21 protein-coding genes are annotated in these 23,711 nt (G+C 53.8%); 4 read left to right on the forward strand and 17 right to left on the reverse strand.

Translation table 11 applies throughout. The features are described 5' to 3' along the window. Positions 1–5 precede the first annotated feature (5 nt). Positions 6–2,477 carry a fimbria/pilus outer membrane usher protein gene (locus HV107_RS25795; RefSeq protein WP_259349664.1) on the forward strand — a complete coding sequence of 824 codons (2,472 nt, stop codon included), beginning with the start codon at positions 6–8 and terminating at the stop codon, positions 2,475–2,477. After that, complete coding sequence (locus tag HV107_RS25800) at positions 2,467–3,624, forward strand: fimbrial protein (protein WP_182061518.1); 1,158 nt, start codon at positions 2,467–2,469, stop codon at positions 3,622–3,624. Before HV107_RS25795 ends, HV107_RS25800 begins: the two co-directional genes overlap by 11 nt. 47 nt (positions 3,625–3,671) lie before the next feature. On the opposite strand, the gene cheZ is transcribed toward HV107_RS25800, so the two are convergent. From cheZ to HV107_RS25855, 11 genes are all read right to left on the reverse strand, one after another. After that, complete coding sequence (gene cheZ / locus HV107_RS25805; RefSeq protein WP_182061519.1) at positions 3,672–4,316, reverse strand: protein phosphatase CheZ; 645 nt, start codon at positions 4,314–4,316, stop codon at positions 3,672–3,674. Positions 4,317–4,326: 10 nt separating this feature from the next. After that, entirely contained in the window at positions 4,327–4,716 is a 390-nt protein-coding gene (gene cheY / locus HV107_RS25810) for a chemotaxis response regulator CheY (RefSeq protein WP_182061520.1), read from the reverse strand. A gap of 16 nt (positions 4,717–4,732) precedes the next feature. Continuing rightward, positions 4,733–5,782 (reverse strand): chemotaxis response regulator protein-glutamate methylesterase, encoded by a 1,050-nt coding sequence (locus HV107_RS25815; protein WP_014832418.1) that lies wholly within the window; start codon positions 5,780–5,782, stop codon positions 4,733–4,735. Next, on the reverse strand, positions 5,779–6,633 hold the full coding sequence (gene cheR / locus HV107_RS25820) for a protein-glutamate O-methyltransferase CheR (RefSeq protein WP_182061521.1): 855 nt from the start codon (positions 6,631–6,633) through the stop codon (positions 5,779–5,781). Before cheR ends, HV107_RS25815 begins: the two co-directional genes overlap by 4 nt. Positions 6,634–6,652: 19 nt before the next feature. Continuing rightward, a complete protein-coding gene (tap, locus tag HV107_RS25825; protein WP_182061522.1) occupies positions 6,653–8,254 on the reverse strand; it encodes a methyl-accepting chemotaxis protein IV in 1,602 nt (533 codons plus the stop codon). A gap of 44 nt (positions 8,255–8,298) precedes the next feature. Further along, a complete protein-coding gene (tar, locus tag HV107_RS25830) occupies positions 8,299–9,966 on the reverse strand; it encodes a methyl-accepting chemotaxis protein II (RefSeq protein WP_182061523.1) in 1,668 nt (555 codons plus the stop codon). Between the two features lie 83 nt (positions 9,967–10,049). Beyond that, positions 10,050–11,012 carry a spore coat U domain-containing protein gene (locus HV107_RS25835; RefSeq protein ID WP_182061524.1) on the reverse strand — a complete coding sequence of 321 codons (963 nt, stop codon included), beginning with the start codon at positions 11,010–11,012 and terminating at the stop codon, positions 10,050–10,052. After that, a complete protein-coding gene (locus HV107_RS25840) occupies positions 11,009–13,393 on the reverse strand; it encodes a fimbria/pilus outer membrane usher protein (RefSeq protein WP_182061525.1) in 2,385 nt (794 codons plus the stop codon). Before HV107_RS25840 ends, HV107_RS25835 begins: the two co-directional genes overlap by 4 nt. Continuing rightward, complete coding sequence (locus HV107_RS25845) at positions 13,369–14,130, reverse strand: molecular chaperone (protein WP_182061526.1); 762 nt, start codon at positions 14,128–14,130, stop codon at positions 13,369–13,371. The genes HV107_RS25840 and HV107_RS25845 overlap by 25 nt, the downstream gene beginning before the upstream one ends. Before the next feature lie 16 nt (positions 14,131–14,146). After that, the gene (locus HV107_RS25850) at positions 14,147–14,695 is read right to left on the reverse strand and encodes a spore coat U domain-containing protein (RefSeq protein WP_182061527.1); all 549 of its coding nucleotides are present in this window, start codon (positions 14,693–14,695) and stop codon (positions 14,147–14,149) included. An 8-nt stretch (positions 14,696–14,703) separates the two neighbouring features. Next, a complete protein-coding gene (locus HV107_RS25855) occupies positions 14,704–15,276 on the reverse strand; it encodes a spore coat protein U domain-containing protein (protein WP_182061528.1) in 573 nt (190 codons plus the stop codon). A 430-nt stretch (positions 15,277–15,706) separates the two neighbouring features. On the opposite strand from HV107_RS25855, the gene HV107_RS25860 reads away from it, so the two are divergent. Beyond that, complete coding sequence (locus tag HV107_RS25860) at positions 15,707–16,966, forward strand: dicarboxylate/amino acid:cation symporter (protein ID WP_182061529.1); 1,260 nt, start codon at positions 15,707–15,709, stop codon at positions 16,964–16,966. 95 nt (positions 16,967–17,061) lie between these two features. On the opposite strand, the gene cheW is transcribed toward HV107_RS25860, so the two are convergent. From cheW to flhD, 6 genes are all read right to left on the reverse strand, one after another. Continuing rightward, positions 17,062–17,565 carry a chemotaxis protein CheW gene (cheW, locus tag HV107_RS25865; RefSeq protein WP_182061530.1) on the reverse strand — a complete coding sequence of 168 codons (504 nt, stop codon included), beginning with the start codon at positions 17,563–17,565 and terminating at the stop codon, positions 17,062–17,064. A 19-nt stretch (positions 17,566–17,584) separates the two neighbouring features. Beyond that, positions 17,585–19,606: a chemotaxis protein CheA gene (cheA, locus tag HV107_RS25870; protein WP_182061531.1), complete on the reverse strand. Its 2,022-nt coding sequence runs from the start codon at positions 19,604–19,606 to the stop codon at positions 17,585–17,587. 4 nt (positions 19,607–19,610) lie between these two features. Beyond that, complete coding sequence (gene motB / locus HV107_RS25875; RefSeq protein WP_182061532.1) at positions 19,611–20,540, reverse strand: flagellar motor protein MotB; 930 nt, start codon at positions 20,538–20,540, stop codon at positions 19,611–19,613. Then, on the reverse strand, positions 20,537–21,424 hold the full coding sequence (gene motA / locus HV107_RS25880; RefSeq protein WP_094935636.1) for a flagellar motor stator protein MotA: 888 nt from the start codon (positions 21,422–21,424) through the stop codon (positions 20,537–20,539). The genes motB and motA overlap by 4 nt, the downstream gene beginning before the upstream one ends. A gap of 123 nt (positions 21,425–21,547) precedes the next feature. Beyond that, entirely contained in the window at positions 21,548–22,129 is a 582-nt protein-coding gene (gene flhC, locus HV107_RS25885) for a flagellar transcriptional regulator FlhC (RefSeq protein WP_014070721.1), read from the reverse strand. 2 nt (positions 22,130–22,131) lie between these two features. Next, a complete protein-coding gene (gene flhD, locus HV107_RS25890) occupies positions 22,132–22,482 on the reverse strand; it encodes a flagellar transcriptional regulator FlhD (RefSeq protein ID WP_182061533.1) in 351 nt (116 codons plus the stop codon). A gap of 788 nt (positions 22,483–23,270) precedes the next feature. On the opposite strand from flhD, the gene uspC reads away from it, so the two are divergent. After that, positions 23,271–23,699: a universal stress protein UspC gene (gene uspC / locus HV107_RS25895; RefSeq protein ID WP_182061534.1), complete on the forward strand. Its 429-nt coding sequence runs from the start codon at positions 23,271–23,273 to the stop codon at positions 23,697–23,699. Positions 23,700–23,711: the final 12 nt, after the last annotated feature.

Consider the following 23,711-nt stretch of genomic DNA (forward strand, 5'->3'; position numbering starts at 1 on the left):
TACTGATGACCTCTACGCCCCTTCTCGCACGGGAATACCTTTTTTCACCCTCTTCACTGGAAGGCAGCACGCTTGCTCAGCAGGACATCGACCTTTCACTCTTTTCGAAGCCCAACGCTCAGCCTCCTGGCCGTTATTCATCCCATATTGTCATCAACAAAACGCGGATGCGCGATGCCGACATACATTATGTGAACAGCCCGACGGGCGAGCTGGTCGCAGAGATCACGCCGGATATGCTGCGTCAGTGGGGGGTGGATGTCGATATGTACCCTAAACTTGCAGACTACGATGTTCAGACGCCGCTCGATAAGCCCCTCGGCGATTTTATTCCTTTCGCCTCCTCAGCGCTTGATTTCAGCAAAATGACGCTGAGCCTTAGCATTCCGCAGGCGGGTATGGTCAGCAATGCCGTGGATTATATTGACCCGTCAAGGTGGAACGACGGTGTGCCGGTCATGTTCTCGGATTATGCCTTTTCGGGTACCCGCCATAATGACGACGCGCAGAATACGACCACCAGTCAGTACCTAAATCTGCGCAGCGGCGCCAATCTTGGTGGCTGGCGGCTTCGCAACTACTCAACCTGGAGCAAAACGCAGGACGCCGCTCACTGGAGTACCATTAATACCTATCTACAGCATGATATTGATGCCCTGAAAGCACAATTCACCGCTGGTGAAAACAGTACACGGGGAGAGGTTTTTGACAGTCTCCAGTATCGCGGGGTGAATATAGCGTCTGACGAAGAGATGCTACCCTATAGCCTGCGGGGGTATGCCCCCGTAATACGAGGGATAGCCAGTTCCAGTGCCGAGGTGTCCATTCGCCAGAACGGCTATCTGATCTACCAGCAGAGCGTTGCGCCTGGGGCGTTTGAGATACACGACCTCTACTCGACGACTAACAGCGGCGACCTTGAGGTCACGGTGAAAGAAGCCGACGGCAGCGAGCACCACTTCACCCAGCCCTACTCTAGTGTCGCCGTGATGCAGCGCCCCGGTCATCTGAAGTATGAAGTAACCGCTGCACGCTACCGCGCCGACAGCGGCAGCGGTCAAAAAGAACCCACGTTTGTGCAGGGCAGTGCTATCTATGGTCTGAACAATGCCATGACGCTGTTTGGCGGTGTCACCGCGTCTGAAGACTATCAGGCGGTTAACAGCGGCGCGGGAATTGCACTCGGCGTAGTGGGTTCACTTTCAGCGGACGTGACGGTGGCCAAAACCCGGCTGGATAATGGGGAAGAAAGCACCGGGCAGTCTTACCGCCTGCTCTACTCAGGGAAAGTCGATGCCACAGAGACCAACTTCACGCTCGGCAGTTATCGCTACTCCACGGCGGGCTATTACAGTTTTGCTGATGCCAACCAGAAGTATGAAGGTAATGAAAACGACTGGCTGTATCAGTACAACAAACGCAGCCGTCTTCAGGCCAGTATCAGCCAGAGCCTGTTTGGCAGCAGTTTTTATCTGAATGGCTATCAGCAGGATTACTGGGGAAGCTCGCGTAAAGAGCGCAGCCTTTCCGCTGGCGCAAACACCGTTGTGGAAGGGGTCAGCCTGCACATGGCTTACACCTACAGTAAAACCAGCGACGACAGCAGCGATCAGATGGTCTCCTTTGGTTTCAGCATCCCACTCAGCAAATGGCTGCCGCGAGCGTGGAGCAGTTATTCCTTAAGCAACAGTAAAAAGGGTTACACCCGACAAAACCTGGGTCTCAGCGGCACCCTTCTGGACGATGAACGGCTCAGCTATTCGTTGCAACAGAGCCATGCCAACCACGATGCTGACGATAGCAGTAGCCTGTACGGCAGTTATCGTTCGCAGTACGCCAATCTCAATGCGGGCTATTACTACTCATCAGATAACAGCCAGCAGCTCAGTTACGGCGCCAGCGGCGCAATCGTAGCTCATCCACACGGGATCACTCTTGCCCAGCCATTAGGCGATCAGTTTGCCATCGTCAGTGCTTCCGGTGCGGCGGGGGTTCGCTTCAAGAATCAGCGGGGAGTCCAGACAGACTGGCAGGGAAATGCGGTGATCCCCTCACTCACGCCCTATCAGGAAAACCGCATACGCATCGATACCACCAGCCTGCCACGAGATGTGGATACCAGCGACACCTCGATCACCGTAGTACCTTCGCGAAATGCCGCCGTGACCGCGAGCTTTGACGCCCATGTTGGTTACCGTGCCCTGATCACACTTACCCGCCAGGATGGCAGGAACGTCCCTTTCGGTGCGATAGCGACGATGAGAGCGTCCAGTATGACAGGAATTGTCGACGATATGGGCACGCTCTACCTTGCAGGGATAAGCAAAAATGCTGAACTTGACGTCGTCTGGGGAGACACCAGCGATCAACGCTGCACGGCGCCCATCACGCTTTCCGATTTGCAAAATTCAAACAACCCCACGGGGATCCGCCAGGCCCGCGTGATATGCCAGCAGGAACAACCGCATGATCAGTAAACGCCAGAAATCTGTTTTGACGCGCCTTCAGGTCCTCCTGTACGCCTTCGCCTTCCCCCTTACAGGACAAGCCGCAACGGTATTAAAGAATTGCTTCGCGGCCCCTCAGGATTACCAGATTTCCTATAGCCGGGAGCTCTCCACCACGGATAACGTTGTGGGTAATGCGGTAAATGATAACGAGCACCTTGTCGGTAGCGGTAGCGAAATGGAAGCTAACTGTAGCTGCCCAAAAGATCTGGATGAAAGTACAGCAATCATGGAGCTGACGCTTGCCGGCAGCCCGCTTAGCCCCGGTGCCAGCGGCTATGGTTATCTTACAGACTCGCTGGATATTCACGTATCCGGCTACAATGATGCGATTAACTCGCCTGATGGGGCGAATTTAACCAAACTCGATATCAACGCGTACCCTTCGTCGCTCTCGTCGATGGATAAATTGATCGAAAAGATAAAAACCACTGAGGGCACTGCCAGCGTTTGCAGTGAAAGCACCCGCCCTAAAAGCACTCTCCCCGTGAAGCGGCAATTCCGATGGAATGTCATTGTGGCGAGATTTCTGGTCAAAAAAACCATTCTGGGAGAAGCCATCATTCCCCCGACCATCGTGGTACAAAACTATGCCTGCCTCTACTACGGCTCCGGCAGCTGCGACCCAACCAACGCTGAACAGGTATCAAATATCTGGTTAAGCGGTTCTCTTACTGCCCCTCTAAGTTGCACGATTAACGAGGGAAGTACCATCGAGGTCGATTTTGGCGACCTGGTCTCCAGTCAGTTTGTGAATAAGGGACAACAACCGAAAGGCTTTACGCTGAAAGATGTCGACATTTCCTACCAGTGCGGCAGTAACACCGTAGGTAAAAATGACAGGATTAAACTCACGCTGAGTGCCGATCAGGGGGTCATAGACAGCAGTAATCCCGTGATTGCGAAAATGATCGGAAGGGATGATATCGGCGTAAGGGTGTTCGATGAACAGAATCAGGATATTGCGCTGGACGGCAGCTATGCGTTTCCCGTCACGGTGGATGAACAAGGAAATGGTGTGATTCGTATTAAAGCCGCGCCAGTCAGCACCACCAGTGCGACACCCGGATCCGGGAGCTTTGAGGGTAATGTCACAGTAAAAATGGATCTTCGTTAGTCAAAATACCCTCAGGTTGAACAAACAACCTGAGGGTAACAGCACAATCAGAAACCAAGGCTGTCCAGCAGATCGTCCACCTGATCCTGGCTTGCCACAACGCCCGCTTTGGTCGCGTCGAGCTGTGGGCCATTGAGCAGGCTTTCGTTCTCACGTTTCGGACGCGCAGCCGGTTCCGGGATGTTCTCCAGCAGAACCATCAGCAGCTGACGCTCAATCTCCTGAATCACATCCATCATGCGCTTGATAACCTGACCAGTCAGGTCCTGGAAATCCTGCGCCATCATGATGTCCAGCAATTGCGCGTTGGTAAAGCTGGTGTGACCCGGCACATCCCCCAGGAACTGACGGGTATCGGTCACCAGCTCACGGGCATCCGCCAGCTCGATTGGATTTTCGAACCACTCGTCCCAGCGTTTGGTCAGGGATTTAGCCCCTTTCTCCATAGCGTCCTGGTGTGGCTGTGATGCTTCGACACTGTTCAGTGCACGTTCAGCCGCCTGAGCAGTCATCTGCACAACATAGTCCAGACGATCGCGCGCGTCCGGAATCGCTTCCGCCGCTTCAGCAATTGCCTGATCCAGCCCTAATTCACGCAGGCTGTCACGCAACATACGCGTCAGGCTACCAATGCGGGCAATAATGTCGCTCGGTGAATGTTCTTCAACAGGTTTCATAGTAGGTTGCAACATATTCATCACCTCACATGCCGAGTTTCTCGAAGATCTTACCGAGCTTCTCTTCCAGGGTTGCAGCGGTGAATGGCTTCACCACATAGCCGCTTGCGCCCGCCTGTGCTGCTGCAATGATGTTCTCTTTCTTCGCTTCTGCGGTCACCATCAGCACCGGCAGTGATGCCATACCTGCATCTGCGCGAATGGTTTTCAGCAGTTCCAGACCGTCCATGTTAGGCATGTTCCAGTCAGAAATTACAAACCCAAAGCTACCAGCCTGCAGTTTGTTCAGCGCATCCACGCCGTCTTCTGCTTCTTCAACGTTGTTGAAGCCCAGCTCTTTCAGCAGGTTGCGCACGATGCGACGCATGGTGGAAAAGTCATCCACAACCAAAAATCTGAGCTCTTTGTCCGCCATAAAACTACACTCCTCTTTAAATACGTATTGCCTGTCCGGCACTGATTTTCGCCAGCATCTGCTGGCTTACCTGGCTAAGATCGACCACTTCGCTCACGCCACCCATATTGATGGCCTCGCGCGGCATGCCGAACACCACACAACTTGCTTCATTCTGCGCAATCGTCCAGGCGCCAGCCTGGTGCATTGCTAACATTCCGGCGGCACCGTCGTTGCCCATCCCCGTCAGGATCACCCCAACGGCGTTGCGCCCCGCATGTTTCGCCACCGAATGAAACAGCACATCCACCGACGGACGGTGCCGGTTAACCGGCGGCCCGTCATGAATTTTGATTTGATAGTTCGCGCCACTGCGCGCCAGCTCCATATGCTTGTCGCCCGGCGCGATATACGCGTGCCCCGGAAGAACACGTTCGCCGTCCTCCGCCTCTTTCACGCTTATCTGACACAATTTGTTCAGACGTTCCGCGAACGAGCGGGTAAAGCCTGGCGGCATATGCTGCGTAATAAGAATACCTGGGCTTGAAAGCGGCAATGGCTGGAGTACATGGCGAATTGCCTCTGTTCCCCCGGTTGATGCACCAATCACCAGCAGTTTTTCCGAGCTGAGTAACGGGCCAGCCTTCAGTGTTGCCGGTACTGCGGTCGGTGTATGAGCCGCCAGCTTTGCGCGCGATGCAGTGCGGATTTTCTCGGCGATCATCTCGCTGTAGGCCAGCATCCCTTCCCGGATACCCAGTTGAGGTTTGGTGACAAAATCCACCGCCCCCAGCTCCAGCGCGCGCAGCGTGATTTCGGATCCTTTCCCCGTCAGGGATGACACCATCACCACCGGCATCGGGCGCAGACGCATTAATTTTTCCAGAAAATCGATGCCATCCATGCGCGGCATTTCGACATCCAGCGTTAGCACGTCGGGGTTATATTTTTTGATTAAATCCCGCGCAACTAACGGATCAGGCGCTGTTGCCACCATCTCCATATCGCTGTGGCTATTGATAATTTCAGTCATGATCTGGCGCATCAGCGCCGAATCATCGACAGACAACACCCTGATTTTACTCATGCTTTTTCCTTACTCAGCGCATATACCGTTTGCCCACGCAGGCTAAACTCACGCACGAGGTTGCTAAAGTTTTCCGAGTGCCCGGCAAACAGTAAACCGTCAGGCTTGAGCAACGGAACAAAGCGACGCAGAATGTCCTGTTGCGTCGTTTTATCAAAATAAATCATCACGTTACGGCAAAAAATGGCGTCAAAAGGCCCCGGAACGTTGTACTGCTTATCCAGCAGGTTTACAGAGGTGAACTCCACGCAGTTCGCCAGCTCCTGGCGAACGCGCACCAGCCCTTCATGCGGGCCCGTACCGCGCATGAAGTAACGCTGGAGCTGCTGAGGCGAGAGCGTCTTCAGTTCATCCTGGCGATAGACCCCGTTACGGGCTTTCTCCAGCACTTCGGTGTCGATATCACTGGCGAACACTTTCCAGCGCCCTGGCGCCATCCCCAGCGTGATCGCCAGCGAGTACGGCTCTTCCCCGGTTGAGGCTGCCGCACTCCAGACGCGATACTCTCCGCTACGACGACGCGCATGATCCGCCAGCACCGGAAAGTGGTGCCCTTCGCGGAAAAACGCGGTCAGGTTAGTGGTTAATGAGTTAATAAATGCCTGCCATTCCGCGCTGTTCTGGTTCGCTTCGAGCATACTCAGATAGCGGCCAAAATCATCCAGCCCGAGAGTGCGCAAGCGCCGCACCAGCCGGTTGTAAACCATGTCTCGCTTATGATCGGCAAGCACGATCCCCGCACGCTGGTAGATTAACTGACATATCCGACGAAAATGCGCGTCGGACAGCGCGAGGCGCTGTGTCATCTGTAACAGTAATGACGTTTGCCCTGAGGGCATTGGTGATGTCATAGCGCCTTCTTAATCACATTCAGGTTCCAACTGGCACGGCCTGCGACCGCCCGACTTCTGTTACTGCTTCAACGTGCTCATTTACATTAAATACCGCGACCAGGCCGGTTAAGTGATCGGCCTGGTTTGCCAGCTGATCGGTTGCCGCGGCCGCCTCTTCCACAAGTGAGGCGTTCTGCTGTGTCACCTGATCCATCTGGCTGACAGCCTGGGCTACCTGCTCAATCCCGCGACGTTGTTCATCTGACGCGGAGGCAATCTCACCCATGATGTCGTTAACCCGGGTCACTGAGGTGACAATCTCGGTCATCGTTTTTGCTGCCGTGTCCACCAGCGCAGAGCCTTGCTCAACGCGAGACACCGACTCTTCAATCAGTACCTTAATCTCTTTCGCCGCGTTGGCACTGCGGCTTGCCAGGTTACGGACTTCACCGGCGACGACCGCAAACCCGCGCCCCTGTTCCCCTGCGCGCGCTGCCTCAACGGCGGCGTTCAGGGCCAGAATGTTGGTCTGGAAAGCAATACCGTCAATCACGCTGATAATGTCGCCAATTTTCTGAGAACTGGCGGCTATCTCATGCATAGTGCTGGCAACGTGAGTCGCCTGGTCGCCCCCTTTCTTCGCCGTTTGCGCGGCCTGTTTTGACAGGTCCGATGCCTGGCGCGCGTTATCGGCGTTCTGGCTTACCGTCGCCGTCAGTTGCTCCATGCTGGCGGCCGTTTGTGCCAGCGAGGCCGCCTGTTGCTCGGTTCTTGAAGAGAGATCGTTATTGCCTGCCGCAATCTCTGAAATCCCGGTGTGCATGGCATAACTGCCCTGACGCACATCGGTCACTGTTTCACGCAGTGACCCCTGCATCGCCTTCAGGCTGGCGAAGATCGCCGAAATCTCGTTCTTACCGTACACCGCAACCGGGCGCGCCAGGTTGCCCTTCGCGATGCTGTCGAAATGGCTGCTGATGATCGCCAGCGGTTGCACAATCATCCTGCGCGACCAGAACAGTGCCCCTCCGGTCAGCAATGCCGCCAGAATCACCACCACGGTAAAAATCACGCCGGACATGTGGTAGCTGGTGCGGCTGTCTGCCTCCGCACGCTCAACAAACTGGTTGATGTCCTGCTGCCATGCGTTAAAGCTGCCATCAAAGGCCGCCTGTGATTCCTGCACTGGCGCAGTCATAAAATCAGAAAGCTGGTTGTTCTCAAGCCACGTCGCCTGGTGATCCAGATCGCTGTGCCACTGCTCAAAGTTCTTCTTCATGGTGACTTTCAGCGTTTTGCCCTTCTCGCTGACAGCCTCCTGAGACGTGAAGGCTTTAAACTGCGCGTCAGCCTGTTTAAGGCTGTCGCGCGCCGTTGCCATCAGTGCCTTAATGTCATCCGGCGGATAACTTAACGCGGTCAACGTCCCCGCCTTGTTCAGCGCAGTGCTTGCCTGCAACAGCACGGCACGTGTTTGTGCCAGTGCGGAGCGCTGTTGATTACTCGCCTCAACTTCCTGCAAATTCTGATAGCCATCGCGAAACGCCCAAAAAGACAACCCGTTACTGCCAACCTGCAACACACCGCAAAGGATCAGAATCAAAAACAGTGTGGTCGAGATACGAATACGATTTAACATCCACGCTCCCATTAAGCGGCAAGTAGCCGCGGTTTAAAGTTCAGTCAAAATGTTTCCCAGTTTTCATCTTGTCCGGTCGTCACGGTGCGGGTGCGAGCCGCTGCCGGGGCAGTCGCTGACCCACTGTGCATTGCACGCGTGATGGCCGTATTTGTCGTTTTTGAAGCAAGACGGAACGCCGAGACGGCCATCTTCAGACGGCTCGCCTGGTCTTCCAGTGCAGCCGCCGCCGTGGCGGACTCCTGCACCAGCGCGGCGTTTTGCTGTGTCACGCGATCCATTTCAGATACCGCCAGGGCGACCTGGTCAATACCACGACTCTGCTCATCCGATGCAGAGGCGATTTCACCCATGATGTCCGTTACGCGGGTAACGGCATTCACGATGTCATTCATGGTTTCCCCTGCGCTTTCAACCAGCACGGAGCCGGTATCCACACGGGAAACAGAATCTTCAATCAGCGCTTTAATCTCTTTCGCCGCGTTGGCACTGCGGCTTGCCAGGTTGCGCACTTCACCGGCCACCACCGCAAACCCGCGGCCCTGTTCACCGGCACGCGCCGCTTCAACGGCGGCGTTCAGCGCCAGGATGTTGGTCTGGAAGGCAATACCATCGATAACACTGATGATGTCGGCGATTTTCTTCGAGCTGTCGGCGATTTCATGCATGGTTTTCACCACGCCATCCACCACACGACCACCGCGCTGTGCGGTGTCGGAAGCGCTTTCGGCAAGCTGAGAAGCCTGACGGGCGTTATCCGCGTTCTGCTTCACGGTCGCGGTTAACTCTTCCATGCTGGCTGCCGTCTCTTCCAGCGCCGAAGCTTGCTGTTCGGTACGAGAAGAAAGGTCATTGTTGCCCATCGCAATTTCGCTGGTGCCGGTATAGATGGCATCCGATCCCTGACGCACATTGGTCACGGTATCAATCAGCGAGCGCTGCATGTGGTCAACGGTGTTCGCCAGCTCCGTGATTTCATTACGCCCGGATACGGTAAGCGTTTTGGTCAGATCGCCGCTGGCGATTTCACGGATATGGGCAATCACGCGGCCCAGTGGATTCAGCAGAATGTGGCGAATGCCATACCACACGCCAACCAGCACAATCACCAGCGCCAGCGCCAGTACGGCCATCTGCCATTTGGCGAAGCGGTAATCGTTCTGACTTTCCGTAAAGGAGGTGTGATACAGGTCGCTACTGGCTTTGGCGTATTCACCCAGCGCTGCACCGAGGGCGTTTTGCATCCCCTGGGTTGGCTGCGCGAAGTAGGCATCCATGTTGCCGCTTTCCAGGAACTGAATAAGCTCCGTCAGGCCCGCGAAGTAGGCCGTGTATTTCTCATCAATGTTGCTGCTCACCTGCTCCATTGCAGGCTGCGGGGCAATTTTTTTGAAGGCGTCGTAGTGTTTCGCGGCGTCGGCAAGCGTTGCGCGGGCATTTTTCAGCAGATCCGTTTTCGCGGTGCTCTGCTGGTTATTGGGGTCCATCATCATGCGGGCAGAAGAGCGGCTCAGGTTAATGCGCGTTTGCAGCATCAGATCCCAGGTCGATGTCAGCTCGCTTTGTTGCAAACGCAGATCGTTTGATGCGGCAAAGCTGTCCTGATTATTTTTTAACGACGAGAAAAAAAGCCCGCCTGAAATGAGCTGAAGAAGCGCGAAAATGACCAGCACCATCATGAGCATTGTGACAACGCGGATACGGTTCAACATACAACACCTTCTCATAGATTTATTAACGGTGTTATCGGCACCGACCACAGGAACTTTACATTTGCGAAAGGGAAAAGCGCCGGTTAAAACGCCACGTCGACAATTAGCGTATCGCTGTAGGTCCCGGCAGGTGGGGTAGTCTGGTTGGTGAGCACTTTGGCCGTGTAGTTATAGGTACGCAGCAGGCCGTCAGTGCTCAGCTGTGAAGAGGCTGAGCTGGCCCAGCGCTCGGTGCCGCTGCCGCCCCAGCGGCTGGTGGTCGCTTCTTTGTAGATGTCGTAACTCATATAGTTACTGCCGCTAACCATACGACGCACATTGTTCAGCGCGTTGGCACCATCGTTAATTCCTATGGTGTAAGTGCTGCCTTTGGTGCAGGTCACGGCGATGGCTTGCGAAATGGTGGGGAAATTTTGTACCAGCGGCGCACTGTTGAAGTTCACGTCCGGCGTAGTCATGGCGCTACAGTCGTTGGTCACGGTCATGTTGAGCAGAAGACTTGTCGTCGCCGTCCCCGTTTGTGGCGTAGTGCACAGCCCCAGAACCCCCACCGAACAGACATTGTAGTTAATGCTGAAGGTCAACAGCACCTGATACGGCCCGGCCGTCACGTTTTGCCCGGCCACGGTTCGGAAATAGAGCGGAATGTTGTACTGCTTCGACCCCAGCAGCCCCAACAGCGTGTTACCACTCCAGGTGTAGGTCTTGCTGATTTGCACTTCACTGTTGCTTGCACAGCCCGATAAACCGCACAGCCGCGTGGGGATCACGTCGGTGATGGTTGCGTTGTCGGTGCGTTTCATCGTGGCGCGGCTGTTACCGGATACCGAAGCCGACGTGTAGCTCAGCGTCACCGAATCGTTAGTCAACAGATTGAGTATCGCATCACAGGAAACCACCAGAGTGCCGGTAGTTTCCACCTCCCCGGTTCCGCTAAGGGAAAATGACCCTACGCTGCCAAATGCAGCATTCACAGTACTGATGGTACACACCGCCACACTGCCGCCGGAAAAGAGCAGCATAATCACCAGCAGCAGGCGCTTCATGGCCTCTCCCGGCACACCAGTGGCCCATAGGTTTGCAGCTTATGATCCGGGTTTGCACCAATGGTCAGCGTCGCCGTGCAGTGTTTGCCTTCCGGGGTGGTAATATCCAGCGGATTCACGTCGCTGAGATTTTCCAGCCAGGCAATGCCGTCATACCCCACCACCGCATTGCTGCGCGAGGCTCGTCTCACCTGGCTTCCAACCGGAATATCCTGCCCCTGCGCATCATGCAGAATCACGCTTGCCACCCGTTCCTGCTCCATCGGGAAATCGACCAGATAACCGCTGTGACGACGAATAGCCACCCGCCTCTCGGTCTCTTTCAGCCGGGTATCGGCAGGCAGATTCAGGGTATCAATACTGTAGCTCGCCGGATAATAGGCCGACACGCCGCTCACCAGCAGATAACCATTGTTATTGGTTTTGCCGACCGGCTGGTTCTCATAGCTAACGGGAACATCCGGGTGGCCATCAGTACTGATCACCACGAACGCATCATTGATTTTGTTGGCGGCAAACAACTCGCCGTCCATCAGCACAAGGGAGCCCATCGCCTCGCCCCACCAGGTCATCATGTCCTGTTCGCCGTATCCCCCGCCCTGCAATTCAATATTATTGTTGCGCCAGCCCAGCGTTCCCTGCTGATAGTTATTCGCCCGCGACTGGTTGGCCCACGCCATATTCCAGCTAAACCCACCGTCGGAAGGCATGGAATGGTTGTAGTTGATGCGCTGTGTGCTGCCTGCATCCGGGGTATTTTCAAAGGTGACGGCGGTGCTGTCACGTTCGCCCAGCGGAACCTGTAGCGAGAGTGCGACCGTCCAGTCCCCCCGCTGCTGGTCGCAGCTGGCCGCCAGATAGATACTGCTGGCACCCCACAGATTGCGGCTCCAGGAGAGATTCAGCAGCTCCGTTTTCTGGTTATCAAAACTCTCAACACCGATCCAGGCCGCGCCAATATTGCCGTACTGCCCGAGGTTAAAGGTCAGCGAATACTGGTCAGTATTGCGGCTAAAACTGGCAATCGGACGGTTGTTTTCATCATAGACCGTCGGCTGGTCATACAGTGCCAGGTTGCCAAAGCCGCGACCTCGCCGGCTATGCTGGGTGGCAAGGTTAAACTCACTGGTGCTGTACTGATAACCCCAGTTGATTTGCCCGCCATCGTCCCCACGCATCTGACTGCGGGTATATGACGTATTCACCACACCAAAACGTCCGAGCTTCACCACCGTTCCCGCCCCGCCCAGCGCCAGCTCTTGCGCGCCTTCTGCGTGTCCTTCCAGCGTCAGCCAGTCTGTAAGGCCATAGCGATACGATCCGCTGCCTGCCGCCGGACCGTAGTCGAAACTTTTGATTCCATAATTACGCCGCAGGCTCCCGAGCGTCACCGCGCCGTCACTCAGCCCTTCTTTGAGCACATCACTGGTGACATAAAACGGCAGCGTCGTGCTGACCTGTCGACCCAGCGCATCGGTGGTCACCAGCACGGCATCCCCGGCGCCGTTGATATAGGGCAGGTTCGTCAGGGTGAATGGCCCGGGCTGGAGCTGAGTCGAGCCCGAACGATAGCCGTTGATAAACAGATCGACGGAGGTGGGCACGGCCGCTTCCCCCGAGAACTCCGGCAGCGGCCAGGTCACCAGATCCGGGCGCAGGGAGAAATCACGCCCGTAGCTTATCCCGCCCATACGCACGCTGCTGCTCCAGCTCAGAGCATCGCTTATCACATCCCCGGCAGTCCAGGTGGTTGCATCGTCTTCGTTGGTCATCAACAAGGTGGTGTCATAGCGAACGTAACCTTCCTGTTGACCATTGTCCCCGGAGAAATTTTGTCGGGCGTAGCCAGTAGATGAAAACGAGCCGTTTTCATTGAAGTAGCGGAACTCATGCCAGAGAGACGCCTGGCCGCCAATGTGGTCGGTATGATTGGTATAGAGATCGTAATTCAGCAGCGCCCCCCGGCCATAGTGGGGTTTGCTCTGTGCCGCCAGGCCGCTAAACGGCGTGATGCGGGATGAAACCCAGTCGCGAGGCACGGTTAACAACAGCCGCTGTGCGGTGCTGTCGTACTCCACGCGCACCTGAGAAAGCGTAGAAAGATTGACGTCCCCATTCGGCACATGCTCGGGGGGAAGCCCGGCACGCAGCAGATCGGCGCTGGAAATAAAGTAAGCGCCATCGCGTTGCGTGACGGGCACCACCAGCCCGGTATCATAGTGATTCAGTACAAGAGCAAGCTGGAAAACGGCTTCACCGTTTATTGCCTGGGCTTGCGGTGGCGGCGGCAAACTGTCATCGCCAGGCTCGGCCCAGGTGCTGGTACTGATACAGAGCAGGATAATCATCGCCGGTTTCAGTTGACGGGCGTCGACTGCCATTGCGTATCCCTGGCATTAATCTGCGCGCTCATCTGCTCTGGCTGGCGAATTCCCGCCGGGATCGGCCACCTGCGGGTACTGTCGGGCAGCACGTACCCCAGCAATCCATCAGCAACCGTTCGTTTCTGCCCGCCCTGCTCCAGCGTCACCTGACTCAGCCTGACGTGCACATCTCCCTGGTTACGAACCTCGAGCGCAGGATGCCCCCCTTCCTGCGTTACCCGCCAGCTCAGATTTTTACTCTCCACCAGCGCATGATGCGCACCCTCTTTTATTGTCGGGATCCCTTGCCCGTAAACAAAGAGCGGAATGGAGTAGCGCATCTGGAGTTTAAGGCCGATGGTCGGTTCAGCTTTGGCATCAGGCTGGGGAATTTCATCCACGATAATGCGGTAGGCTTGTTCGACGCCCATCGGGACAGCGCCCTGTTTGATCAGACGGATAAGCTGCTTGCTGTCTTTGCCGATGGTGACAATCGGCGGGCTGGCAACGACATCCTGCTGTGCGGTATAGCGTTCAAACCCTTCTTCCTGCTTCCAGCGCACAATGCGTACCTGCATGGTCGTCGAGCTGTTGCCCTGATTCTGGATCCATAATTCCGTGGCTTTGGCGTCTGCCGAAAGCCACGGGTCGATGGGCCATAACAGAATAGTCGCCGCCGCGTGCGCCTGGCTTGTTGCAACGGCGGTGACTCCCAACATACTTACCAGACAAATACGCCTGAATAATGGCTGCATCGATTTTCTCCCTTAATCACCATGACAACGTCACGACGAGTTGATCAGAATACACACCTGCCGGGCTAAACCCGGTCAGGAGCGCCACACCGAAGAGCGGAAGTGAGATGTTATTGCTGTTGGTATAGGTCACCGCGACCGCCTGGTTGACCCCAATCTCACTGTTCGCGGCCAGAGAACTGTTGCTGTAGAGTCGGTACGCCACAACATCGGTTCCGCCTGAACGTTTCATTTGCCGTACAGAAGCGTAATTCTGTCCACCATCAATACTCATACTCAGCGACACGCCTGGCGTACAGGCAATGGACAATGCCCCGTTGGGCACAAAGCTGGTATTGACCGGGGCGCTTTCTACCCCAGTATGTGTGCCAAAATCCAGCGTACCCAACAGCCCACCGGTTCCGGAAATTACCGAGCATCCAGGCACAATGGTCGCACTGACCTTAAATGGCTGCGACGTCACCGCCCCGGCGATGGGCGCCAGCATCAGCCCCACAGTGAGTACAAAAAAAGGTTGCAGGAAACTCTCTGCGCTTTCGCGCAGACATAACCAGAATGCCTTCATGACTGGAACTAGTAGGTTACGCTGACGTTAATGGTGTCAGTGTAGGTTCCCGGGACAACCGTAACGCTGTTGCCGCCTCCGGTGATGCGTCCGTACAGGGTGTAACTGCTCACCCCGCCCGTCGTCGACGCTGCCGGCAACGCCGCGTTATTGGCGATGATGTTGTTAAATCCGCTGTCGCTGTACAGGCTGTATGCCACACCCTGTGCCGCGTCGGTGGTATTAATCAGGTAACGCGCGGGCGTACCTGGTGTCCCTACCACGGTGGTTGGAGCGGTGGAGTTGGTATTGCCGGTTATCGCCACCGTATAACTGGCGGTGGTGCATTGAATACTGAAGGAGTTACCGCCGCTGGCCCCGGTCAACTGGGTTGTCAGCGTAGAAAAGGTCGCAGGATGGGTCCCGAAATCCAGCGTCCCGAAGTTAATTCCGTTTTGAGTGGGTGATCCGTTGATCAAACAACCGTTGGTCAGAGTCAGTGTCGCGCCGATGGTGCCGCTACTGGTTACCGCCAGCGCCTGCCAGGCGGTCGTGGCGATAAGCAGGGTGCCTGCAAATATTAAAAGGCGTTTTCTTTTCATTTTTACCCCTCCAGAAGATGTCGCCGTTCGCTTGCCACATTTTATTTATACTGTTCAAGATGTTAGCCCCACTGAACAATCCCGAGAGGGGGTTATTGTGAATTTAGTTGATGGATACCGCTTCAACCACCCTTGCCAGGATACGTGCAACTTTTGCCGTATTGACAACTTAGTTAATTAAAAAACAATCAGTTAAAACAATTTACGGGAAGTAAATGCGTCTCATCCTGAGAATATATCCATAAAAACGTGATAAGCGTCACAATATATCGTTGAGGCATTAGCAACAAAATTAATAAAAATTAAAAACCTGTTGTATCCCCACTCACTTTACGTCAATTTATGTGCCGAATATTTTCCTGCGCTGTAATAAAAAATCTATATGTATCGGCGCGGGGATGAATCTTAAGCGCATAGAGGGTCTTTTTTCGTGGCAAGTGCAAACAAACTCACACTCTTCATCGTGATATTCATGCTGGCGGGTATTCTTTCAGGGGCAGTAATTCACGAGTACGCATCACAGGATGTCATTACCGCCTGGGCGGATAACATCACGCTGCTGACCGATATTTTCCTGCGACTGATTAAAATGGTGATAGCGCCGTTGGTGTTCAGTACGTTAACCGTCGGCATTATGAAGCTGGGCGAAACCTCTACCATTGGCCGCGTTGGCGGAAAAGCGATGGTGTGGTTTATCAGCTCTTCCGTGCTTTCTATTCTGGTGGGGCTGTTTATTGTCACCCTGGAACACCCGGGTAGCGGCCTGAACCTGACTATCCCGAAAGAAGCGGTTGATACCGGCCTGGCCGTGGGGGGGATGACGCTGAAAGCCTTCCTGTCTCACACCATTCCAACCAGTATTGCGGGCGCGATGGCGAATAACGAGATCCTGCAAATTGTGGTGTTCTCGATGTTCTTCGGTATTGCAGGCGCGTCACTGGGTCAAAAATTCAATACTCCGCTGGTTGCCGCGCTGGATGTGGTTTCGCACATCATGCTGAAGGTGACAGGCTACGTGATGTACGTTGCCCCGCTGGCCATTTTCGCGGCGATTTCATCCGTCATTGCCACGCAGGGTCTGGGCATTTTGCTGAACTACGCGTCATTTATTGGCGGTTACTATGTTGCCATCCTGCTCACCTGCATGGTGCTGCTGGCGGTGGGTTACATGGTGCTGAAAAAAGAGGTGTTTCGTCTGGTCAGTATGCTGAAAGATCCGGTACTGGTCGCGTTTACCACCAGCAGTTCTGAAGCCGCTTATCCAAAAACGCTGGAACAGCTGGAGCGCTTTGGCTGTTCACGTAATATCGCCTCTTTCGTTCTGCCGATTGGTTATTCCTTTAACCTGGTGGGCTCGATGGTGTATTGCTCTTTTGCCTCTATGTTTATCGCCCAGGCGTACAACATTCATCTGAGTTTCTCCGAAGTCACCGTTCTGATGCTGACGCTGATGCTGGCCTCCAAGGGGATTGCGGGTGTGCCGCGCTCTTCGCTGGTGGTGCTGGCTGCGACCATTCCAAGCTTTAATATCCCGGTGGCGGGTATTCTGTTGCTGATGGGGATTGACCACTTCCTGGATATGGGGCGTTCTGCAATTAACGTGCTGGGGAACGGGATTGCGACGGCGATGCTTTCACAGAATGAAGGTGCGCGGGAAGCGGAAGCTGAGCTGGTAGAGCAGGAAGCTTAAGATGTAAAAAAGCCGGGTGGCGGCTTCGCCTTACCCGGCCTACAAATGGCTCGCACACGTAGGCCGGGTAAGCGTTAGCGCCACCCGGCTTTGTTTTAAGCTACGTGACTCGCTGCGATATCCAGCAGCGCCATCTCATCGCTGTTCAGCAGCTTCTCGATATTCACCAGAATCAGCATACGCTCGCCGAGCGCACCCAGACCGGTCAGATATTCGGTGGACAGCGTCACCGCAAACTCTGGCGCAGGACGGATTTGGTCAGAGGTCAGTGACAGCACATCCGACACGCCATCAACAACAATACCCACAACACGTTGGCCCAGATTCAGGACAATCACCACGGTGTTGTCATTGTAGTCCACGTCGCCCTGGCTGAACTTCACGCGCAGGTCAACGATTGGCACAATCACACCGCGCAGGTTCGTCACGCCCTTGATAAAAGATGGGGTGTTAGCAATACGCGTAACCTGGTCATAACCGCGGATCTCCTGCACCTTAAGGATGTCGATTCCGTACTCTTCATCGCCTAAAGTGAAGACCAGGAACTCCTGTCCAGATGGCTCGCCCGCCAGTTTCGTTACATTACTCATACCGGTCATGTTATTACCTTTTTCTTAATCAGGCGGCTGTGTATGCCACACGTTGTTCACGATTTAATCCCTGAAGCGCTGATACATCAACGATCAGCGCAACGCTACCATCACCCAGGATGGTGGCGGCAGAAATTCCCGGCACCTTGCGGTAGTTGCTTTCGAGGTTCTTCACCACGACCTGGTGCTGACCAATCAACTGATCGACCAGCAGCGCATAGCGGCGTCCTGCGCTTTGCAAAATAACCACAATGCCTTGCGTCGCTTCGGTTTTCGCACCATCGACTTCGAATACTTTCCACAGTTCAACCAGTGGCAGATACTCGCCACGCACTTCCAGTACGCGCTCGCCACCCGCCAGTGGATGCAGATCTTCTTCACGCGGTTGCAGAGATTCCATTACCGCATTCAGTGGCAGAATGAAGACTTCACCAGCAACTTTGACAGACATACCATCCAGAATCGCCAGCGTCAGTGGCAGCAGGATGCGAATGGTCGTACCGGAACCTTGTTTAGACTTGATCTCAACGTGGCCACCCATCTCCTGGATATTACGTTTCACCACATCCATGCCCACGCCACGGCCAGAAACGTCCGTCACCTGTTCAGCCGTCGAGAAGCCAGGCGCGAAGATAAGCATCCCCACTTCTTCATCGGTCATGTTTTCACTTACCGCCATACCCTGAGACATTGCCTTCGCCAGAATACGTTCGCGGTTCAGGCCAGCACCGTCATCGGTCACTTCGATGCAGATATTGCCGCCCTGGTGTTCCGCAGACAAAATCAGGTTACCGACCGGTGATTTCCCCGCAGCAACGCGGTTTTCCGGCAGTTCGATACCGTGGTCAAGGCTGTTACGCACCAGGTGCGTTAATGGATCGATGATGCGCTCGATCAGGCTCTTATCCAGTTCGGTAGAGCTGCCCATCAGCGTCAGTTCGATTTGCTTGTTCAGTTTACCGGCTAAATCGCGCACCAGACGCGGGAAACGGCTGAAGACATATTCCATCGGCATCATACGGATGGACATCACCGATTCCTGCAAATCGCGGGCGTTACGTTGTAACTGACCCATGCTGGTGATGAGATCACCATGAGTGACCGGGTCCAGTTCGTTGGAACGCTGGGCAAGCATGGACTGGGTGATCACCAGTTCGCCCACCAGGCTAATCAGCTGGTCAACTTTCTCGACTGCAACACGAATACTGGTGGATTCACTTGAACGTGCCGCCGGTTTTTCACCGCGGGCAGGTGCTGCTGATTCTTTTGGCACCGCTTTCAGCGCCGGCGCGGCAGGAACAACAGCAGGAGCCGCCACTTCAGCGACCGCAACAACCGCTTCTGCCGCCGCAGGGGCTTGAGCAGTTTCTTCTTCAAAATCAATCTGATCGGCTTCGATTACAAAGCACAGCACTGCCACGATATCGTCCTGGCTAATGCCGTCTTCAAGCGTTGCGGCAAGGCTGTCTTTCCCCTTCACCACATTGCTTAATTTGGCCAGATTACCCAGCTCTTCTTCCAGCAGATTGACTTCGCTCTCTTTAAGGCGAGATAGCACAACGCGCAACTTACTTGCCGCAGCGGCAGGCGCGACGTCTTCAGCGGTATCGACAACGCTCAGGGTTGCCGGGCTAACAGCGGGAGCCGCTGCTTCACCTTTTGCTTCCAGCGCTAACTGACGCAGCGCGTTGCAGATGTATTCAAAGCTGGCGGCATCAGGCTCTGCCGAGCTTTTATAGGCGTCGAGCTGTTCCTGCATAATATCTTTGGTTTCCAAAAACAGGTTAATAATGTCGGTATTGAGCTGCATCTCACCGCGGCGTGCTTCATCGAGCAGGTTTTCCATTAAATGGGTTGTTTCCTGCAAGATGGTAAAACCAAACGTCCCTGCTCCGCCCTTAATAGAATGCGCCGCACGGAAGATGGCATTGAGCTGCTCTGAATCCGGTGCTTCAGGCACCAGATCCAAAAGATGTTGCTCCATGTCAGCCAACAATTCGTCGGCTTCATCAAAGAATGTCTGATAAAAATCGCTAATATCCATGCTCACGCTATCACCTCGGATTGGCTGGTGGCGATGTTGGAACGGCAGCCGAAGGTACGGCCCCAGGCTGTTTTAAATCGTCCAGTGACTCATTCTGACTTTCGGCGTTTTCATGCAGGATGGCCTGCTCCGCCTGCTGGTTCAGCACTAAAAGACTGATACGACGGTTGATGGCATCATCTGGCCCGCGGTCGGAGACGCGCATCGTTGCGGCCATGCCGACCACGCGCAGTACCTTGCCATCATCAAGCCCACCCGCCACCAGCTCGCGACGCGAGGAGTTGGCACGGTCGGCAGAAAGTTCCCAGTTGCTGTATCCCTTCTCACCCGTGGCATACGGGAAATCGTCCGTGTGTCCTGACAAGCTGACGCGGTTTGGGATCCCGTTCAGAACCGGCGCAATTGCACGCAAAATGTCGCGCATATAAGGTTCAACTTCAGCACTGCCGGTTTTAAACATTGGGCGGTTCTGGCTATCAATAATCTGTATACGCAAGCCTTCCTGCACCAGGTCTATCTTCAGATGCGGGCGTAATGCGCGCAGTTTCGGATCGGCTTCAATCAACTGATCCAGATCGCCACGCAGTTTTTTCAGGCGCGCCTGTTCCATCCGTCTTTTCAGCTCGTCAATGTTCGGCTCTTTTTTCACTTCACCCTTTTGTTGGGTGTAGTCATCACCGCCGCCAGGGATTGGGCTGTCGCTGTTCGCGATACGCTGCCCCCCTGTCACCGCCGTCGCCAGCGGTGTTCTGAAATACTCAGCAATCTGGATAAGCTCTTTCGGGCTGGAGATGGAGATAAGCCACATCACCAGAAAGAACGCCATCATTGCGGTCATAAAGTCGGCGTAAGCAATTTTCCAGGAGCCGTGCGAACCATGTCCGCCGCCCTTGTGCTTGCGCTTTTTTACGATGACGATCGGATGGGACTGGTTTTTCATGCGTCCTCAGTTGTCGTCTGTTGATTTGGGTTTTTCACCGCACGCACGTGTTCTTCCAGCTCGATAAACGATGGACGTTCGCTGGAGTAAAGCGTTTTACGACCGAATTCGACAGCGATCGGCGGTGCATAGCCGTTGAGGTTAGAGAGCAGCGTGATCTTCACGCATTGCATCATTTTGGTGGTTTCCGCGCTCTTCTGACGCAGCACGCTTGCCAGCGGAGAAATAAAACCGTATGCCAGCAAAATACCGAGGAAGGTCCCGACCATTGCGTGTGCAATCAGGGCACCCAGTTCTGCCGCCGGACGATCCGCAGACGCCAGGGCGTGTACTACCCCCATTACCGCCGCAACGATACCGAAGGCCGGAAGGGAGTCACCCACAAGCGCCAGGCTGTTTGCTGGCACTTCGGATTCGCTTTCGTGGGTTTCGATCTCTTCGTCCATCAGCGCTTCGATTTCGAAGGTGTTCATGTTGCCGCTGATGATAAGGCGCAGATAATCAACGATAAAATCCAGCATCATTGCATCGGCAATAATGCGCGGATAGCTGGCAAAGATTTCGCTCTCTTTTGGATTTTCAATGTCTCGCTCCAGCGAGAACATTCCCTGCTGACGCGACTTCGCCATCAGGCGATAGAGCAGCGCCAGCAAATCCATATACATGCTTTTGGTGTATTTCGAGCGACGGAACAGCAGTGGAATAGCTTTCAGCGTCCCTTTGATCGATTTACCGTTGTTACCAACGATAAAAGCCCCTACCCCTGCGCCGCCGATGATAATAAGTTCAGCCGGTTGATAGAGTGCTCCAAGGTGCCCGCCGGTCATCATGTAACCGCCGAAAACTGTACCGAGAACTACCAGGTAACCTAATAAGATAAGCACGACATCATCCTTCCGCTAGTGACTAAGGCAGGACGTTCATTTCGAATGAGTGACCGGAATGCGGGGTAAAAAAAAGCAGCGGTAATTTCTTACCGCTGCTGGAATCTTGCCCACACGTTCGGGTTAAACAGCTTGTTCGATCTGTTCATCCAGCAGTTGTGGAATAATATCGGCAGCATCCCGGGAAAGTTTACGTCTTTTTACGGCTCGGGATGGAGGCTGGCATAAACTACAGGCAAAGCTGCCAGCAGGCTGATGAGCATGGGTAATAAAATTACCGTCACAGCAATTGCAGCGTGACAGTTCAAGCATTCCGCTTTCAACAAAACGCACCAGCGTCCAGGCGCGAGTTAAGGCCAGCAGCGGACCGTCGTCATTCTGCTGTGGGCATTGCTCAAGGTAAAGTTTATACGCTTTGATCACGGCATCAACGCCGCTGCATAGACCTGTTTTCAGCAGATATTGCCAGGCATTGCAGAACATCGACGCGTGGATGTTCTGTTCCCAGGTCATAAACCAGTCCGTTGAGAACGGTAGCATCCCTTTTGGCGGTGGGCTGCCACGTAATTCTTTGTACAGTTTGATGAGGCGACCACGGCTGAGCTGGGTTTCGCTTTCCAGCATTTGCAAACGAGCACCCAGCGTAATCAGTTCCATTGCCAGCTGTATGTCACGCGCTTCCTGAACAATGCTTTTTTCACTCATTTTTACGCCCTTTTCTTACGGGCTGCGTCATCAGGCTGGCTGATTTCGTTGAGCAAGCGGGTAGAAAGTAAAATACCGGTGTGGATCTGTTGCAGATCGTCAACACGAGAATCTTGAGTCAAACGCGTGATAGTCTGAGGATTATCAAAACGGAACTGACATACTAGTTGATTCGTTTCCGCCAGCTTCACCATCTGTGGAAGAGTTAACCCACCCAGCATGGTTGCCATTTCTTCGCTAACACCCAAACGAAACATCGCGGACGCCTTGTCCTGACTAATCAAACGCTGCGCGAGCAGTAAATATGACAAATTGATGTCATAGATATGTTTTAGCAACTCGGATGTATGCATTTTTCCCATCCCGAATAACTACTATTATTTTTAAGCGGAAAAACCGCACCCCGTGATGTCGCCGGGAAATCACCCGGTATAAAAAAAGAAGGCCAAATGCATAGTTGAATTAAGGTTTGTATGTAGCAAAACGCGCAACACCCGACTGCGTTGTTTACACGTTTTATCATTTCTTACAAATAACTAAGATTTTTCCTAATTCGACGCAAACTCTACTCGTCAGCTCTAACACATACAATGCGACCCCACCAAAAATTTAAAAAAAATGTGATCTCCGTCACATAATTTAAGCGAATGTTATCGATAAATCCATCAGCATGACTTGTAAATTGATTATTTATTGACCTGTTGACACTATTTTATATTCTTAATGGACGAATACTCATGCAGAAGTATGAAGTAGTTGGGTATGACAATTGCTTAGCGGCCTGATAATTAGCGAGTTTGTTCCTGACGATATCTCTATGATAGAGACATTCGATCATAATCCATTAAAAACATATAGTTATATATATATTGCATTTAACAAATTTCTCTGCGTGATCATCCCGCTTGTGTTGATAACCCGTTAAAACGATTTAGCAGCCCAACACAATGTTTGTTTTATTTACGTTAAGTTGTTAATTTTTATCATTCAGCTGCATTATTTGATTATTCCTCTTATAAGAATAATTAATGAATAATTATGATAAGGTTCACACTAATGTCGTATTCACCTCTTGCAGAAGCGGCAATTTCGAGGTAATGCTGATTGAAACACCGTATTTCAGATGCCAAAGGAGTGCGTGATGAGCTACGCCCATCTTCTTGTTTCTGTTGCTGTTTCACCCGAAAGCCACCAGCTTGTCGCCCGTGCTGTCTCCATCGCCAGGCCCACCAATGCCCGGATCACCCTGATAACTCTTGCTACTGAGCCAGAGATGTACAATCAACTGGCCGCACCCATGCTTGAAGATATTCGTGAGGTATTGCAGGAAGAGACACAGCAATTTCTGCGGGAGCTGGTTGAGAAGGCGCAATATCCTGTTTATGACACCATCATTGCGACAGGTGAATTAAACGAACATATTCTTAGCATGTGCCGAAAACAGAATATTGATCTGGTTATTTGCGGTAATCATAACCACAGTTTCTTTTCCAGAGCGTCTTGTTCTGCAAAATCGATTGTTGCATCAAGCCAGGTTGACGTGCTGTTAGTACCTCTCGGGGGTAAATAATACCCCCGGAGG

The sequence above is a fragment of the Enterobacter sp. RHBSTW-00175 genome, assembly GCF_013927005.1.
Lineage (GTDB): Bacteria > Pseudomonadota > Gammaproteobacteria > Enterobacterales > Enterobacteriaceae > Enterobacter.

Coding starts and splice junctions, on each gene's coding strand:
- HV107_RS25840 (WP_182061525.1), bottom strand. CDS start 13,393: ATGGCAGTCGACGCCCGTCAACTGAAACCGGCGATGATTATCCTGCTC.
- HV107_RS25845 (WP_182061526.1), bottom strand. CDS start 14,130: ATGCAGCCATTATTCAGGCGTATTTGTCTGGTAAGTATGTTGGGAGTC.
- tar (WP_182061523.1), bottom strand. CDS start 9,966: ATGTTGAACCGTATCCGCGTTGTCACAATGCTCATGATGGTGCTGGTC.
- HV107_RS25835 (WP_182061524.1), bottom strand. CDS start 11,012: ATGAAGCGCCTGCTGCTGGTGATTATGCTGCTCTTTTCCGGCGGCAGT.
- HV107_RS25855 (WP_182061528.1), bottom strand. CDS start 15,276: ATGAAAAGAAAACGCCTTTTAATATTTGCAGGCACCCTGCTTATCGCC.
- uspC (WP_182061534.1), top strand. CDS start 23,271: ATGAGCTACGCCCATCTTCTTGTTTCTGTTGCTGTTTCACCCGAAAGC.
- cheY (WP_182061520.1), bottom strand. CDS start 4,716: ATGGCGGACAAAGAGCTCAGATTTTTGGTTGTGGATGACTTTTCCACC.
- cheR (WP_182061521.1), bottom strand. CDS start 6,633: ATGACATCACCAATGCCCTCAGGGCAAACGTCATTACTGTTACAGATG.
- tap (WP_182061522.1), bottom strand. CDS start 8,254: ATGTTAAATCGTATTCGTATCTCGACCACACTGTTTTTGATTCTGATC.
- HV107_RS25850 (WP_182061527.1), bottom strand. CDS start 14,695: ATGAAGGCATTCTGGTTATGTCTGCGCGAAAGCGCAGAGAGTTTCCTG.
- flhD (WP_182061533.1), bottom strand. CDS start 22,482: ATGCATACATCCGAGTTGCTAAAACATATCTATGACATCAATTTGTCA.
- cheZ (WP_182061519.1), bottom strand. CDS start 4,316: ATGTTGCAACCTACTATGAAACCTGTTGAAGAACATTCACCGAGCGAC.
- HV107_RS25800 (WP_182061518.1), top strand. CDS start 2,467: ATGATCAGTAAACGCCAGAAATCTGTTTTGACGCGCCTTCAGGTCCTC.
- motB (WP_182061532.1), bottom strand. CDS start 20,540: ATGAAAAACCAGTCCCATCCGATCGTCATCGTAAAAAAGCGCAAGCAC.
- HV107_RS25795 (WP_259349664.1), top strand. CDS start 6: ATGACCTCTACGCCCCTTCTCGCACGGGAATACCTTTTTTCACCCTCT.
- cheW (WP_182061530.1), bottom strand. CDS start 17,565: ATGACCGGTATGAGTAATGTAACGAAACTGGCGGGCGAGCCATCTGGA.
- HV107_RS25815 (WP_014832418.1), bottom strand. CDS start 5,782: ATGAGTAAAATCAGGGTGTTGTCTGTCGATGATTCGGCGCTGATGCGC.
- flhC (WP_014070721.1), bottom strand. CDS start 22,129: ATGAGTGAAAAAAGCATTGTTCAGGAAGCGCGTGACATACAGCTGGCA.